Below are 14,811 nucleotides of genomic sequence, written 5' to 3' on the forward strand. Positions count from 1 at the left end.
TACTAGTAGTATTATTGACCGAACACGGCAGGCCCTAGCGCGTTTACTCCATACGCTTGCCCACCTACCGCTTGTATCTTCGCCCCTATGACCGAATCTACCGCCCCCGAAACACCCAAAAAACTCTTTCTCCTCGACGCTTTCGCCCTTATCTACCGCGCCCACTTTGCCTTTAGCAAGAATCCGCGCATCAACTCCAAGGGAATGAATACGGGCGCCGTACTCGGCTTTACGAACACGCTCGTGGAGGTGCTACAGAAGGAAAAACCCACCCACCTCGGCGTAGCGTTCGACGCTCAGAAGAAAACCTTCCGCCACGATAGTTTCGCAGAGTACAAGGCTCAGCGCCAAGCTATGCCCGAAGATATCGGCACTGCTATTCCCTATATCAAGCGGGTAATTGATGCCTTCAACATCCCAATTTTGATGGTGGATGGTTTCGAGGCCGACGACGTGATTGGTACCCTAGCCCAGCGCGCCGAAGCGCAAGGCTTTGAGGTGTTTATGATGACTCCGGACAAGGACTATTGCCAGCTCGTTACCGAGAAAATCAAGATTTACCGGCCCGCCTTTATGGGTAATGCTGCCGAAGTGCTCGATCTACCCCATGTACTTCAGCGATTTGAGATTGAGCGCGTGGAGCAGGTAACGGACATTCTAGGCTTGCAGGGCGACGCATCCGACAACATTCCGGGCATTCCAGGTATTGGCGAGAAGACCGCCAAGACGCTGATCCAAAAGTACGGCTCCGTAGAGCAGTTGATTGCTCACGTAGATGAGCTGAAAGGCAAGCAGCAGGAAAACGTGCGCAACTTCGCCGAGCAGGGCCTGATGAGCAAGGAGCTGGCTACCATCCACGTGAATGTGCCCATTCCGTTTGAGCCAGATGCCCTGAAAATGGGTCCGCCCAATGAGGAGCAGTTACGTGCCTTATTCGATGATCTGGAATTCCGGCAGCTCGCGGCGCGGGTGCTGAGCGGTGGCGCACCGGCTACGTCTACGCCGTCGCCACGGACGCGGCGCGCGGCGGCTGGGGGGCAAATTGCGCTATTTGGTGCTCCAGCTGCTACGGCTACGGCGGAGGATGAGGAGGAAGACGAATTTTTGCCCCCCGCCACCAAACGCACCCTGACCGACGTACCGCATCAGTATCACCTGATTGATACGCCGGCCCTGCGTAAGTCCTTGCTGGACTTCCTGATGCAGCAGAAAGAGGTCAGCTTCGATACCGAAACGACTGGCCTAGATACGATGACTTCGCGGCTGGTGGGTTTATCGTTCTGCTACCTGCCCGGCGAGGCCTACTACGTGCCGGTTCCGCACGATGATATGGCTGGCGCTCAGGCTATTGTAGATGAGTTTCGGCCTTTTCTAGAAAGCGAAACCATTGGTAAAATTGGTCAGAACATCAAATACGACCTCACCATCCTGAAGCACTACAACGTGCGGGTGCGCGGGCCGTTGTTTGACACGATGCTGGCCCACTACCTGCTGGAGCCCGACATGCGCCACAACATGGACATTTTGGCCGAGACCTACCTACACTACACGCCGGTTTCTATCATAGAGCTCATCGGGCCGAAGGGCAAAAACCAGAAAACCATGGCCGATTTGCCCCCCAGCCAAGTTAGCGACTACGCCTGCGAAGATGCTGATGTGACGTTGCAGCTCAAGCACGTATTCGAGCCCAAACTGGCTAAAATCGGTTTGTTGAAGCTGCTAAATGAAGTAGAGAATCCGCTGGTACCGGTGCTGGCCGATATAGAGTACGAGGGTGTACGGATCGACAGCTCGGCTATGGGTGAATACTCCGCTGAGCTGCAAGGCTACATTACGGACCTGGAAAAGCAGATTTTCCAGGCTGCCGGACAGGAGTTCAATATTGGCTCGCCGAAGCAGCTCGGGGAGGTTTTGTTTGATAAGATGCAGCTCGGTGGCGGTAAAATCAAGAAAACCAAAACCGGTCAGTACGCTACTGGCGAGGAGATTCTGAGCGTGCTTGCCATCGACAACCCGGTAGCCGCGCTGATTCTGGAATACCGCCAGCTAACGAAGTTGCGCTCCACGTACGTGGAAGCATTGCCGCAGCTTGTGTGTGAGCTAGACGGTCGCGTGCACACGTCCTTCAACCAAGCTGTAACGGCTACCGGGCGTCTGAGCAGCACCAACCCTAACCTCCAGAATATTCCGATTCGCACGGAGAAAGGCCGCGAAATCCGCAAAGCCTTCGTTCCTCGCGACGCTGACCATTTACTGGTTGCAGCCGACTACTCGCAGATTGAGCTGCGCATCATGGCCGACTTTAGCAAGGACGCAACCATGATTGAGGCTTTCCGCCAAGGCATTGATATTCACAGCAGCACGGCCAGCAAAGTATTCGACGTACCGCTTTCAGCCGTGGATGCCGAAATGCGGCGCAAAGCCAAGACCGTGAATTTCGGCATCATCTACGGTATTTCGGCTTTTGGTTTAGCCCAGCGGCTGAGCATTTCGCGCAAGGAAGCGCAGGATATTATTGAGGCCTATTTTGAGGAATTCGGGGCCGTGAAGCGCTTCATGGACGAAAGCATCAACAAGGCCCGTGAATTGGAATACGCCGAAACGCTGCTCGGTCGCCGCCGTTATCTGCGCGACATCAACTCTCGCAACGCGACACTTCGTGGCTTCACGGAGCGCAATGCCATTAACGCACCCATCCAGGGCACTGCCGCCGATATCATCAAAATTGCCATGATCCGCATCCACGACTGGCTCGAAAAGGAAAAGCTAGGCACCAAGATGATTCTACAGGTCCATGACGAATTGGTGTTCGACGCACCCAAAGAGGAAATTGAGTACATCACGCCTCGCATTAAGGAACTGATGATAAACGCGTTGCCCCTGAGTGTGCCGATGGAAGTAGAAGTAGGCATCGGCAGCAACTGGTTGCAGGCGCATTAGGCTCAAGGCGATGTACGAGATGGAAAGTGGCAAGCGGCAGGGCTAAGCAAATGGCCTTACCTCCCTCATATACTTACAATTAGTCCAGAATAAAGGCTTTTTGCATCCCTGACCCTGATGAATATTTGGGCCAGGGCGCAGCACTTCGTCTTATGACCAGCTAGAGGGGAGCACAAACGGTAACTAAAAGGAAGCAGCACACCTCAGACTGCCACCAGCCGTATAGCGTGGCTACTCAACTACTGTTAGGCACCACGCTTATGCCACATCAAATCCGTACTACCACCCTGCAGAACGTCGCCCGTGGCGCGCTGGGCACCTTTATGATTGTAGCTGGTGCGGGGCACCTCACCTTTGCGCGGCAGGAGTTTCAGGCACAGGTACCTGATTTTGTGCCGCTGGATAAGGACACTACCGTGCTGGCATCGGGGGTGGTGGAAACTGGGTTGGGGCTGGCGTTGCTCCTGTTGAAAGGCCAGAACCGAGTGCGCATGGGTTTGGGGCTGGCAGCCTTTTACGCGCTGGTGTTTCCCGGCAACATTCACCAGTACACGCACCACATTTCTGCTTTTGGTCTCGATACCGATGCCAAACGGTTAGGTAGGTTGTTTTTGCAGCCCGTGCTAATGAGCTGGGCAATGTGGTCGACGGGGGCTTTTAGAGCGCTGAAACCCAAAAAGCATAACCAATCTTAGCCGCAAACTGAGTAGTTATGAACTCCTGATAGGGCGAGTTGGTATAACTGTATATGACGACAAATTCTCATTTTGATGTAGTAGTTATCGGCGCTGGGCCAGTAGGCCTGGCCTGCGCTATTGAGGCGCAACGCCGCGGCTTGTTGGTTTGTATTGTCGACAAAGGGGCGCTGGTCAATTCCATTGTGGGCTACCCTACCAACATGGAATTTTTCTCCACGCCCGAGCTGCTCGAAATTGGTGGCTACCCCTTTCCAACCAGTGGCTACAAGCCTCTGCGCGAAGATGCACTGGATTATTACCGGCGCGTAGCCTTCGCCGAAAAGCTCAACCTCCGCCTATATGAGCGCGTGCTAGGGATGGAAGGCGAAGCCGGTGCATACGAGCTACGTACGAACCTGGGGCATATTCAGGCTCAATCGGTGATTGTGGCGACGGGTTTCTTTGACGTGCCCAACAAGCTAAACGTACCGGGCGAAGAGCTGCCTCATGTAAGTCATTACTACAAAGAGCCGTATGCCCATGTCGGGCAGCCGGTAATTGTGGTGGGGGCCAAAAACTCCTCGGCCAAAGCGGCTTTGCAGCTGGCTCGTGCCGGGGCCGAGGTAACGCTGGTAGTGCGCGGACCTGCGCTGGCAGAATCGGTGAAGTACTGGATTCGGCCTGATCTGGTGAATCGTATTGCGGAGGGTCGCATTAAGGCCCTGTTCAACACTACCATTGCAGCTATCCGGCCCGGAGAGATAGATGTAGTAACAGAAAATACCCCCCAGACGCTACCCACTAGCTTCATCTACGCCCTTACCGGCTACCGCCCCGACTACAGCCTGCTCGCCGCGTTAGGCATCGACACCCAGCCCGACGCGGCCCGTACCCCGTGTCATGATCCTGAGACCTTCGAAACTAACCGCGCAGGTGTATATATAGCCGGTACCGTGTGTGGGGGGCTAAATACCAGTCGGTGGTTTATTGAGAATGGCCGCTACCACGCGGCCGTTATTGCGGCGCATCTAGCTGGTCAGGCGGCGCCTGTGTTGCCGCCCGTGCTCCAACCGGTGCAACTGTCATAGTATGGTTCGTTTTCATTATCCATAAAAAAGCCCCCCCAGTCATGACTGGGGGGCTTTTTTATGGATAATGAAAACGAACTATGGGAATTTAACGCCCGGATATTCGTTTGAATTCAGAGTAGGAACAGATGCGCCATACTGCTGATTAATAGCTCTTATCATTTCGTTGGCGACAATAGAGTAGCCGCGAGGAGTCAAGTGCACACCATCCAAGGAGAACAAGTTACCCGTGATAAACTGAGTTGTATTGTTCACGCCGTTTGTCACAATGCCATTGGTAGCTACGCGGGCAAAGAAACCATTCACATCGAATACAGCTAGATTTTTCGCTGTTGCTTTCGCTATCATAGCATTATTGAAGGCAGTAGTAGCCGTACGTACTAATGCCTGCTCAGCATCGTCAAGCACAAAAGCACTTGGGATAGGATTGCCCATGCTGGTACCAAACGTCTGGAGCGTATCAATGCCATAAGCTGTTAGGAAGAGCGGGAAACCGGCAGCTGGCTGGCCACTCTGACCATACACATAGCGCCAGGCACGTCCCGTACGCTGATTCAGCAGGCCAAGGAAAGGCGAAGATGTCAGCGTAAACAACTGGCGACCCACACCGCTGGCATTGCGAATGTCAGCAGTTGCAATTTGCTTGCGAGTGGTAGCACTTGCAGGACCTGCGGCTGACCCAGTCTGAATTACTAAGCCAGGAACACCATTTGGTAAACCAGGCTGAGGAGTTTCTAAAGTGGCCCGGAATGATGGACCTACTGTGGTGAAGAAAGGAATGTTGGTAACGTCTGGAATGGTCGCAACAAGGCCTTTGGCACCATTTGCTGTGAGCGCATCGATGAGCTGGTTGTTGTTGGCAGTGAAAATTGTGGTGCTTGTTAGCGAACTAGCTGGGGCGGTACTTGCGCCACCAGATGTCGCATAACCCAGCACGTCATTATTACCCATCCAAGCTGTAAAGAAAGTAGGGTTAGAAGCTGCTACACGCGCCAAGTAAGTCTGGTTAGACTGTGCGTCGGGAGTAATACGCTCGAATAGTGGATTACCCGTTACGCTACCATAAGTAGTCGAAAGAATATCCGCCATGCGAATGCCGGGTACACCCAGGTTATTTATTGGCTCCGTGAACTTAGTGTAGAGCGGGCGAGCCGCCGTTGCACCTGCCCGTAGCGCCAGCGCCGTATTTACAGGGGCCGTGATGGGGCTGCCAGTGGCAGTGAAGCCAGCCAGCCGCAAATATCCGGTGCCATTGCGCTGAGCCTCCGTAAATAGTGGCTGCACAAATTCGCCGCCACCTACGCTGCGGAACTGCTGCGCCAACAGGTTAGGATAAGAATTCAGCTGTCCTTCCAAGTATAAGCCGCCATCTGCTTGGCCAGCAGTCAGGGAGTTACCTACGGCGATGTAGCGCGAGAAGTCAGCGGTGCCACTGCTGGGCTTAATGTCTTCTTCCAAATCAGGCTGACAGCCAGTGAGGGCCAACCCAAGCAGCGCCAAGAACGGCGCGGATTTAGTAAACAGTTTAGAAATCATATCGATACAAGCGAGGCAAAGAGTTAGAAGGAGTAGTTCAGGCCGATACCTGGAATCACGATGTTGGTTTTGTAAGTACCGGCTACGCGGTCCTGAGTGCCATTAGCAACCAATTGGCTTTGCGTCTGGCTGCGCTTGGAAATGCTTACAAACTGGGTGGAGAAGTCCACTCCGAATTTGCCCATGGCGTAAGAAGCCCCAATGGTACCGCTTACACGGTTAGCGTCAGGCGTTTCGGGCGTTACATATCCATCGCGTACAGGCGACTCATCATAAGCACCACCGGCGCGTAGAGTCAGGCCTTCCGTCACTTTGTATTGCCCACCTAAGCGGAAGGTAAGCGCATCTTCATAGTTGCGCTTCGAAACGCTGGTGTTAGAGCCGTTGATTGGATCAGCGAAGGTGAACTCCAGGCTTTTGTACTCGCTCCACTCAGCGTAGTTCACGTCGATACCGATAGTGAGCTTATCAGTAGGCATGATGCCGATACCAATGCTGGTAGTAGCAATAAGGGGCAGCGTAGCGCTGAATTTGGTATTAGGAAAACGGGAAGCCAATACCGAGTTAGGATCGATGCCGGTGAAGGTCACGTCGCCGTCTTTTACCTCGGCATCAATCTTCGAACGGTAATTTATACCTAAGCTAAACTTCTCGGATGGCTTGAAGAAGATACCCGCATTAAAGCCGACTTTGCGCTCGGCTTCACCATCCAGCTCAATATGACCAAAGGAGTCAGGCAAAGGCACATCGCGCTGCAAGTTAACGGCACCGTAGGCCAATACCGTCAGGCCTGCGCCTACACTGATCTGGTCAGTGATGGCGTAGCTTACAGTGGGCTGCACATAAACAGACTGAAGCTCAATCTCGGTCAGGGATGTGCGGCCTTCCCAACCATCGGCATACTTCAGCGTGCTGCCGAAAGGCGTATATACTGCAATACCCGCCCGAAACTTGCCTTCCGCCGGGCCAAAGCTCGCGTACAGGTTGAAAGGTGTAACCACCGAATTCCGCAGCTCACGCTGGGTGCTTCCTCCTTCGGCTACAAAAGCCTGACGAGCAAACGTAGCATTAACTCCTACTTGTACGCCCCGCTCGCGCACCATTGCCAGTGCCCCCGGATTGTAAAACATAGCAGCCTGGTCGAGCGATAAGCCGACGCCGACGCCGCCCATACCGTTGTTTTTCTGCCCGGCCAGCGTTACCTGATAGCCACCCGCCGAGGCTGCAGTACCCGTGAGTAGCGCACCACTCACTAGGAGTAGAGATTTTAACTTCATAAAAAAGTGGAATGAGTGAGGATTTGCGGTTTATGGCACTAAATGTAAGTAGAAAAATTAATCAAATTAGTAGGCGTGCCGAGCAGTTTATACGACACTCTCAACTTTGAACAATTTGTCTTCATTTGGATGGTGGGGGGCAAATTAGCAATAATGCTCACTGATTAGCTACAACTTGCCGGCTGTGCAAATCCAGCCGCTGGCTGCTTACCAATACATGCACGCGCAAGTCTTGGCCGGCTACCGGCTCGCCCCGGCCAATGCGGCCTAAGTTGCTGCCGCGCAGGTGCTGCCCATCCACCACCATCACCACCCCATCGCCGAACACTTCAGCTTCCTGGCCGCCCCGCACAATAATGCCCGTTTCCTGCCCCAGTCCCAAGCCCAGCCGCGTAGGATGCTGTACCACAGCGTGAGCCAACCGTCCAAAGCGCCCTCGCTCGGCAAAATGCTGATCCAAATACACCTCCCCTAGCAAGCCCAGACCGGGGGCGGTGCGCAGCCCGCCTTTTGTGAGCGAGCGGGCACCGTGGCCTTCCACAATCATGCAATCGGGGAGCACGGCCGCGCCGGCGCTGGTGCCAGCCACAATAAAGGCCGCATCGTGGCGGTAACGGTCGGCCAGCACGGCCAGGGCACGGGTTTTTTGCCAAAACTCCGTGATACGCTCTTGGTCGCCGCCAGTAAAAAATACCATGGCGGCTCGTTCCAAACGCCTCAGATTTTCCTCGGTATCGGCGGCGTGGCGTTCATCTATGCGCAAATGATGCACTGAGCGGCAACCCAGATCGTGCAGACTATCCTGATAGCCACGGCTGCTACGACCAGGGTTGCTGGAAGCCGTGGTTACAATCTCGACCGTAGCAGTAGGCGCGGGCAGCATATCCGTGAGCATGGCCAGCATGGCGTCGTCGTCGCCGCCGCCCAGGGCTACGAGCGTTCCGAGAGGTGATTTTCTGGACATATTTGGCAGAGAATAGAACGAATAGCGAAGGTAGAATGCCCTGGGGGGCTTTTTCAGGTCCGCCGATCGACGGCTGTAGTATGAAGGTAAGCGACATAGGCCACGTACCCGCGCTTGCTCCCTACGTTCTGGCTGATGGTGTGGTAACCACTTTTATTTATTTTACTCAAAAAGTATACGCTGCCATAACCTTAGCGCCGTAAATCAGCGTCCCACGAATCGAGTTTGCCAGTCAATTCTCAGGTTCAGCTCTTACCGCTCGAAATTAGCGACTGGTTAACGGCAAGGCCGTTTTTTTAGGTTAATTTTGAGGGACAGTTCTCACTAACTCATTCTTGCCTAGCGAAGCACTCCTCTCAGTAGTTCATGAATCAGCACCCCACCACCGACCAGATTACGTCCCTGATTCAGGAGGGCGAATTTTTTAAATTAAAGGAACTGCTCAAGAAGTTTGAGCCCGCCGAAGTGGTGGAGCTGATTGAAGAGGAAGAGGAACGCGAACAGCTTATTATTTTCCGTCTGCTGCCCTTGCAGCTAGCTACGCAGGTATTTGAATACCTGGAAATAGACGTGCAGCGGCACTTTCTGGCCAATCTGAGTCAGGATAAAATCTCGGACATCCTCAACGAGATGTCGCCGGATGACCGGACGGCCCTGCTGGAGTTTCTGCCCGACGACTTTGTGAAGGAGCTGATTCAGACCCTCTCGGAGCCCGAGCGCAAGGTGACGCTGGAGCTGCTGGGCTACCCCGAATACAGCGTGGGCCGCCTGATGACGCCCGACTACATCGCCATTCGGGAGAGCTGGACGGTGCAACAGGTGCTCGACTACATCCGGCTACACGGGGGGCAATCTGAAACGATAAGCCTGCTGTACGTCACCGACAGACGCGGCGTGCTCATCGACGACATCAGTATTCGGGAGGTACTGCTGGCCGACCCCAGCAAGCAGGTAAGCGAGCTGATGGATCGGCGCTTTGTACACCTCCAAACCATGCAAGACCAGGAGGAAGCCATTGAGGTATTCCGCAAAAACGACCGGGTGGCTTTGCCCGTCGTCAATGATGAAGGCGTGCTTTTCGGCATCGTGACCATCGACGACATTCTCGACATCCGGGAAGAAGAGGATACTGAAGACATCCAGAAACTCGGTGGCTCGCAGGCCCTCGACGAGCCTTACCTCAGCATTCCGCTACTGGGCATGGTGCGCAAACGGGCCGGCTGGCTCGTGATTCTGCTTATCGGGGAGATGTTTACGGCTACGGCCATGGGGTATTTTGAGGAGGAAATAGCTAAAGCCGTGGTGCTGGCACTTTTTATTCCGCTCATCATCAGCGCGGGCGGCAACGCGGGCTCCCAGGCTACTTCGCTTATCATACGGGCTATGTCGCTGGGCGAGCTGAGTCTGGGTGAGTGGTGGCGCGTCATGCGCCGCGAGCTGGCTACGGGCTTGATGCTGGGGGGCATTTTGGGCGTGGTGGGCTTGCTGCGCATTCTGCTGTGGTCGCGCCTTTACCCCAACGAATACGGCGAATACTATTGGCAAATTGGATTTACGGTCGGTTTTTCGCTGGTCGGTATTGTGCTGTGGGGGTCGTTGTGCGGCTCTATGCTGCCCCTACTGCTCAAGCGTCTCGGCGCCGACCCGGCTACTTCATCGGCGCCTTTTGTGGCGACACTCGTAGACGTGACGGGACTCGTGATTTACTTTTCGTTTGCGCTACTTTTCTTGAGCGGCACATTGCTTTAAGCCGTATTTAGTCATTCGCAGCCATCATAGCAGCAGACGCTGGCTATGACTTCCTTATTGTAGCCTATGACTGAACAGCTTCTTACCCAGAAAAGCAGTCAATTTGACTGGCTCGACATTACCAATCCGGCTGTGAATGAGCTTCAGGCCGTGGCTGAGCAGTATGACTTGCCCGATTCACTCGTGCGCGACTGTCTGGAACCGACTCACTTACCCAAGTTCGAAGTCAACGATGGCCTGAATTTCATCATGTTACGGGTATTTGTCGCGCCCGAAAATAACGAGGCCGACACCATCCAGGAACTGAGCACCAAGATTGCCATTTTCTACGCTGCCGATTACTTAATTACGGTACATCGACGCTCGCACCCCGTTTTAAGTCAGTTGAAAAATGTAGCCTGCAGCCCCGGCGAAGAGTGCAGCTCACCGGCCGAAATAGCTATCCACATTGTGCGCTATGCTCTCAATAGCTACGTACAGCCCGCCATCACGCTGACCAGGGAGCTGGACAACTACGAAGCAGATATATTTCTGAAGCGTGAGGTGCCAAACACGTTACAGGGTCTTTACTTTCTGAAGCGCAAAGCCTCGGCGGCCAAACAGCTTCTCCTGCTTACCCGCGACATCCTCACTATGCTCCGCCGACAATCGGCCACCGACGACACCACCCTCATGCAGGACACGCAGGACTTGCAGACGAAGGTAGAAACGCTCTATCAGCAGCTCGACGGGGCAGCCACCAACCTTATGAACCTGTACCTGTCGTTGTCGTCGCAGCGCACGAATGAGGCTATGCGCGTGCTCACGGTATTTTCGGCCTTCTTCTTGCCCCTGACTTTTATTGCCGGCATCTACGGGATGAACTTCGAATACATGCCCGAGCTAACCTGGAAAATGGGCTATCCGGGCGCCATGGCGGCTATGGTGCTGATATCTATCGGTATCTATACCTGGTTTAAGCGCAAAGGCTGGATCTAGCAAAGCTGGCGCGCCGCGTACCGTAAAATGTCATGTAATGATATATGCTGCGTTTTAGCCTTCTGCGCCGAAAAATAGGTTATCGCCTTCTATTATTGGCCGGATTGGTGGGGAGTGGGGGGCTTTTTACAGGCTGTGTCGCAGTGGGGCAATTGCCTACGCTGGAATCTGGTGACTACCAACTTTTTCGCACAAATGATCCGGCTCTGGCCGCTGCCATTGGGAAGGAGCGCACTGTATATGTAGAGCTGGCGCAGGATTCATTAAAATTCCTCTCGCAGCCCAAGGATGACAACGATGCTAAAACACACGTTCCCCGCAGTTTCAGCTACCCTTTGCGCCGCGGGCAGCACGTTATCCTGTTGGACAGCAAATTTGACCTAGACGTCTTTACAATTCCTTTTAAGGCCCGCCCGCCCCAAGGGCCGCTGCCGCTGCAGCTTAATACCAACTTCAACGCGGCCGTTTATTATGGCCGCCGACTAGATTTTTATCATATTAATAGCCGGCAGCTACTTAGCGGCCGACAGCAGCCGCACGTACGAACCATGGGGCTGGGCTACGGCCTGTTCACGGGCCTGGGTTCCACCGTTGTCAACCCAGATGTCACGAATCAGCAAACACGGGTAGCTGAGTACGAAGGCTTTGTAATTCACTTTGGGGCCGCCGCTATTTACGATGCTCGCATCTTTAACCTAGGCCTAGCCGTCGGTGCTGACCAGTTGATGGGTCCCGATGGGCAGCATTGGATATATCAGCGTAAGCCGTGGTTTGGAGTGCTCTTTGGCTTGGACCTGAATTAGAGGCTTCGCAATACTCCGCCCACGCTTCTACAAGTCCAGCCGCCGGCTAGCTTTTTTCTCGCTTTGCTTTTTCTTGGTTTCCAGGCGTTTGCGCACGGCGCCTTTGCTAGGTTTAGTGGCTTTGCGGGCTTTGGGCTTGTGCAGGGTGCGCTTGAGCACGTCGTGAAATTTCTGGAGAGCAATTTCCTTATTGCGCAGCTGACTACGATCTTCCTGAGCAGTTATTAATAAGTAGCCTTCGGTAGTGAGCTGGGGTGCAAGCTTCTGGAGCAGCAATTCTTTCTGCTCGTCGGTGATGAGCTGGGAGGAGGCTACCTGCCACCGCAGTTCCACCCGCGACTCTACTTTGTTAACATTTTGCCCCCCAGGACCGCTGCTGCGGCTGGTTTGCACCTGTAACTCGGGCCAGAAGTATTCGGCGGGCGGAAGCATTGATTGTGGTAAAAGTCAGAAAGCAAGAACTACGAAACACGCCTACAGCAAGCGCCAAAGCATATAGCCGAGCAACGAACTGCGCGCCGTCCAGGCCAGCGTACGCAGCCAGTTGGTGCGCACCAGCCCGTCGATAGCGATATAATCGAAGCCCTGGGCGAGGCGGTTGTGAAAAGGCACGGAGACAAAGAACGTAACGGCCCAGATAAGGAGCACCAGCGCCAGGCTCCACCACACCGTGCCTCCCAAGGCCCGTCCTTGCCACGCCAGCCATGCCGCCAAGCCCAGCTCGGCCACCATCGGGGCCATTACCGCCCAGCCCATGCGCGTGGAGTGGGCCCGATGAAACGCCACAAACTTATCGGCCGCTACAAAGGCGAAGCTAGGATAGTGCACCAGCTGCACCGTCCAGATAAGGCCTGTGAGGTACGCCGCCAGGGCAAAATTGAGCAGAACAAGCAGCTTCAGTGACATTGTAGACTAAGGTACGCGCCGTAACGATAAACGTAGCACTTTTCATCGGAGCCAGTCACTTATCCAAAGCTCTGGGGGGCTTTTTCAACGTCATGCAGAGCGAGAGCGAAGCATCTCGCGTGTTTGGTAAGAGTAGTAATCTCTCATCAGCACGCGAGATGCTTCGCGCCGCTGCATGACGGTTAGTCACGCGCCGGAGGCTTGACGTTGGATACTTGCGTACAACGTGGTATTAACTGGAACCGTCGGTGTACCGATAGTTGCCCAGAACTGGTAGCTTAGACGCGCTCGGCTGGCAAAGCCATCAACGCGACGAAGTGCTGGCCCAGCGCATCCTCACCGATGTACACTCTCCGGCCATCTTACGCGTAAACGGCTCCTTCGCCGATGTACCAGCGTTTTACGAAGCATTCAATATAAAACCCGGCCAGAAGCTTTACCTCCCCGACTCTGCCCGCGTAAAGATTTGGTAACAACCCTATAATGACTGGTGAAACAAACTTGGATCAACTGCTGCGCTCTATGCAGCCGGTTCTGCTAGCTGAGGAGTACGTATTCTGCACGTTGCCCCTGAATCAGTCAGTATCAGAGCTGCTAACTCCGGTGGGTACTTTTCGCGAGGCGGAGGGCTTAACGCTCATTGTGCCGAAGGCGCAAGCTGAGCAAGCGGCGCTGGCCTACAGCTACCCCTGTCGTATGATCACGCTGAATGTACATTCCAGCCTGGAGGCAGTTGGCTTTTTGGCGCGCATTACCGCTTTGCTCGCGGCTCATGGCATCAGCGTCAATGCTGTGTCGGCTTTCTACCACGACCACCTCTTTATAACCACCGCCCGAGCTGAGGAGGCAATGCAGTTGCTACATGAGTTATCCAGCTAAAAAAGCCCCCCAGATGTTATCTGGGGGCTTTTTTTAAACTGAAGGAATAAGGGCTGTTCGCACTAGTTTAGGCTACCGGCTGGGCGCTGCTCACGTGCTGATAAATAGGCGCGAATACTTGCGCAGCAAACTCCTCAATAGTGGTGGGTGTTGTGTTTTCAGGTGTGCGCTGCTCGTGCACCATCACCTTTTCTTCGTTCATGTTGCGAATCATTTCCTCATACAGGCCAGCCATGCTTTCGGAGAGACCACCCTGGAGCATACCTTTTTTGGCATCTTCGTAAGAAAAAGGCACGTAGGGCAGCTCAGGCTTGCCAATGGCTTGACCGATGGCGCGGGTAGCTTCGGTCATGGTATAGTTGCGCGGACCGAGCAGTAGGTGCGCGGAATGGTTGGGCAGGTCGGCCTCGAAGGCGTCGGCGGCGCGGACGGCAATATCCTGGGTAGCAATCATGGGGAAGCTTAAATCGGGGCGCATGGCCGAGCCGATGATGCCCATATGCTGAATCAGAGGCAAATTGGCCAACAGGTTTTCCATGAAGTAAGCCGGGCGCAGGTGCACCACGTGCAGCCCCTCAATGGCATTGAGGCGAGCTTCCTGGTGATGAACACCTACTACTGGACCCGTACCAGCGGGCAAATCAGCTCCGATGCTGCTCAGATGTACGGCTTGCTTTAAGCCAGCGGTGCGCACCGCCTGGGCAATACTTTCCCCAACCCCGGCTTGATACGCCAGAAAGTCAGGAGCTTGCAGGCTAGGCGGAGTCATCAAAAAGGCCGCATCGGCTGGGCGCAGCACGTCAGTTATAAAGGCAGTATTGGCCAGGTCGCCAACCTGAATTTCGGCACCGGCAGCTTGTAAGGGCTGAAGCTTTTCGGCCGAGCGGGCCACAGCCGTCACTCGGTGTCCGCGCTCCAGCAAGTGATGCACCAAGCGGGAGCCAATGTTGCCGGTAGCGCCCGTCACGACAATGTGTTTGGAGGTAGCCATAATGAATTCGTTTTATGCGGTTA

The 14,811-nt window shown here is 54.4% G+C and carries 14 protein-coding genes; 8 read left to right on the forward strand and 6 right to left on the reverse strand.

Features of this window, described 5'->3' with window-relative positions:
- Positions 1-87: 87 nt before the first annotated feature.
- From polA to H8B13_RS17690, 3 genes are all read left to right on the forward strand, one after another.
- Positions 88-2,940 carry a DNA polymerase I gene (polA, locus tag H8B13_RS17680; RefSeq protein ID WP_187312144.1) on the forward strand — a complete coding sequence of 951 codons (2,853 nt, stop codon included), beginning with the start codon at positions 88-90 and terminating at the stop codon, positions 2,938-2,940.
- Positions 2,941-3,200: 260 nt separating this feature from the next.
- Entirely contained in the window at positions 3,201-3,635 is a 435-nt protein-coding gene (locus tag H8B13_RS17685; protein ID WP_187312145.1) for a hypothetical protein, read from the forward strand.
- A gap of 53 nt (positions 3,636-3,688) precedes the next feature.
- Entirely contained in the window at positions 3,689-4,705 is a 1,017-nt protein-coding gene (locus tag H8B13_RS17690) for a YpdA family putative bacillithiol disulfide reductase (RefSeq protein ID WP_187312146.1), read from the forward strand.
- Between the two features lie 78 nt (positions 4,706-4,783).
- On the opposite strand, the gene H8B13_RS17695 is transcribed toward H8B13_RS17690, so the two are convergent.
- The 3 genes from H8B13_RS17695 to H8B13_RS17705 all read right to left on the reverse strand — a co-directional run bounded on the left by H8B13_RS17695 (position 4,784) and on the right by H8B13_RS17705 (position 8,482).
- Entirely contained in the window at positions 4,784-6,241 is a 1,458-nt protein-coding gene (locus tag H8B13_RS17695) for a hypothetical protein (protein WP_187312147.1), read from the reverse strand.
- A gap of 23 nt (positions 6,242-6,264) precedes the next feature.
- A complete protein-coding gene (locus tag H8B13_RS17700) occupies positions 6,265-7,518 on the reverse strand; it encodes an OmpP1/FadL family transporter (protein WP_187312148.1) in 1,254 nt (417 codons plus the stop codon).
- A 157-nt stretch (positions 7,519-7,675) separates the two neighbouring features.
- A complete protein-coding gene (locus H8B13_RS17705) occupies positions 7,676-8,482 on the reverse strand; it encodes a cyanophycinase (RefSeq protein WP_187312149.1) in 807 nt (268 codons plus the stop codon).
- Between the two features lie 366 nt (positions 8,483-8,848).
- Here H8B13_RS17705 and mgtE point away from each other — a divergent pair, with 366 nt between their 5' ends.
- The 3 genes from mgtE to H8B13_RS17720 all read left to right on the forward strand — a co-directional run bounded on the left by mgtE (position 8,849) and on the right by H8B13_RS17720 (position 12,012).
- A complete protein-coding gene (mgtE, locus tag H8B13_RS17710; protein ID WP_187312150.1) occupies positions 8,849-10,231 on the forward strand; it encodes a magnesium transporter in 1,383 nt (460 codons plus the stop codon).
- A gap of 66 nt (positions 10,232-10,297) precedes the next feature.
- Positions 10,298-11,209 (forward strand): CorA family divalent cation transporter, encoded by a 912-nt coding sequence (locus tag H8B13_RS17715; protein ID WP_187312151.1) that lies wholly within the window; start codon positions 10,298-10,300, stop codon positions 11,207-11,209.
- Positions 11,210-11,253: 44 nt separating this feature from the next.
- Positions 11,254-12,012: a hypothetical protein gene (locus H8B13_RS17720; RefSeq protein WP_187312152.1), complete on the forward strand. Its 759-nt coding sequence runs from the start codon at positions 11,254-11,256 to the stop codon at positions 12,010-12,012.
- 27 nt (positions 12,013-12,039) lie between these two features.
- Here H8B13_RS17720 and arfB read toward each other — a convergent pair whose 3' ends face one another.
- On the reverse strand, positions 12,040-12,444 hold the full coding sequence (gene arfB / locus H8B13_RS17725; protein WP_187312153.1) for an alternative ribosome rescue aminoacyl-tRNA hydrolase ArfB: 405 nt from the start codon (positions 12,442-12,444) through the stop codon (positions 12,040-12,042).
- A gap of 42 nt (positions 12,445-12,486) precedes the next feature.
- Positions 12,487-12,918 (reverse strand): hypothetical protein, encoded by a 432-nt coding sequence (locus tag H8B13_RS17730; RefSeq protein WP_187312154.1) that lies wholly within the window; start codon positions 12,916-12,918, stop codon positions 12,487-12,489.
- A 260-nt stretch (positions 12,919-13,178) separates the two neighbouring features.
- Here H8B13_RS17730 and H8B13_RS17735 point away from each other — a divergent pair, with 260 nt between their 5' ends.
- Positions 13,179-13,391 (forward strand): M13-type metalloendopeptidase, encoded by a 213-nt coding sequence (locus H8B13_RS17735; protein WP_187312155.1) that lies wholly within the window; start codon positions 13,179-13,181, stop codon positions 13,389-13,391.
- A gap of 10 nt (positions 13,392-13,401) precedes the next feature.
- Complete coding sequence (locus H8B13_RS17740; RefSeq protein ID WP_187312156.1) at positions 13,402-13,797, forward strand: ACT domain-containing protein; 396 nt, start codon at positions 13,402-13,404, stop codon at positions 13,795-13,797.
- A gap of 67 nt (positions 13,798-13,864) precedes the next feature.
- On the opposite strand, the gene H8B13_RS17745 is transcribed toward H8B13_RS17740, so the two are convergent.
- Positions 13,865-14,788, reverse strand: a complete 924-nt coding sequence (locus tag H8B13_RS17745) for an SDR family NAD(P)-dependent oxidoreductase (RefSeq protein WP_187312157.1) — start codon at positions 14,786-14,788, stop codon at positions 13,865-13,867.
- Positions 14,789-14,811 lie beyond the last annotated feature (23 nt).

This window comes from Hymenobacter sp. BT188 (assembly GCF_014333585.1).
GTDB lineage: Bacteria > Bacteroidota > Bacteroidia > Cytophagales > Hymenobacteraceae > Hymenobacter.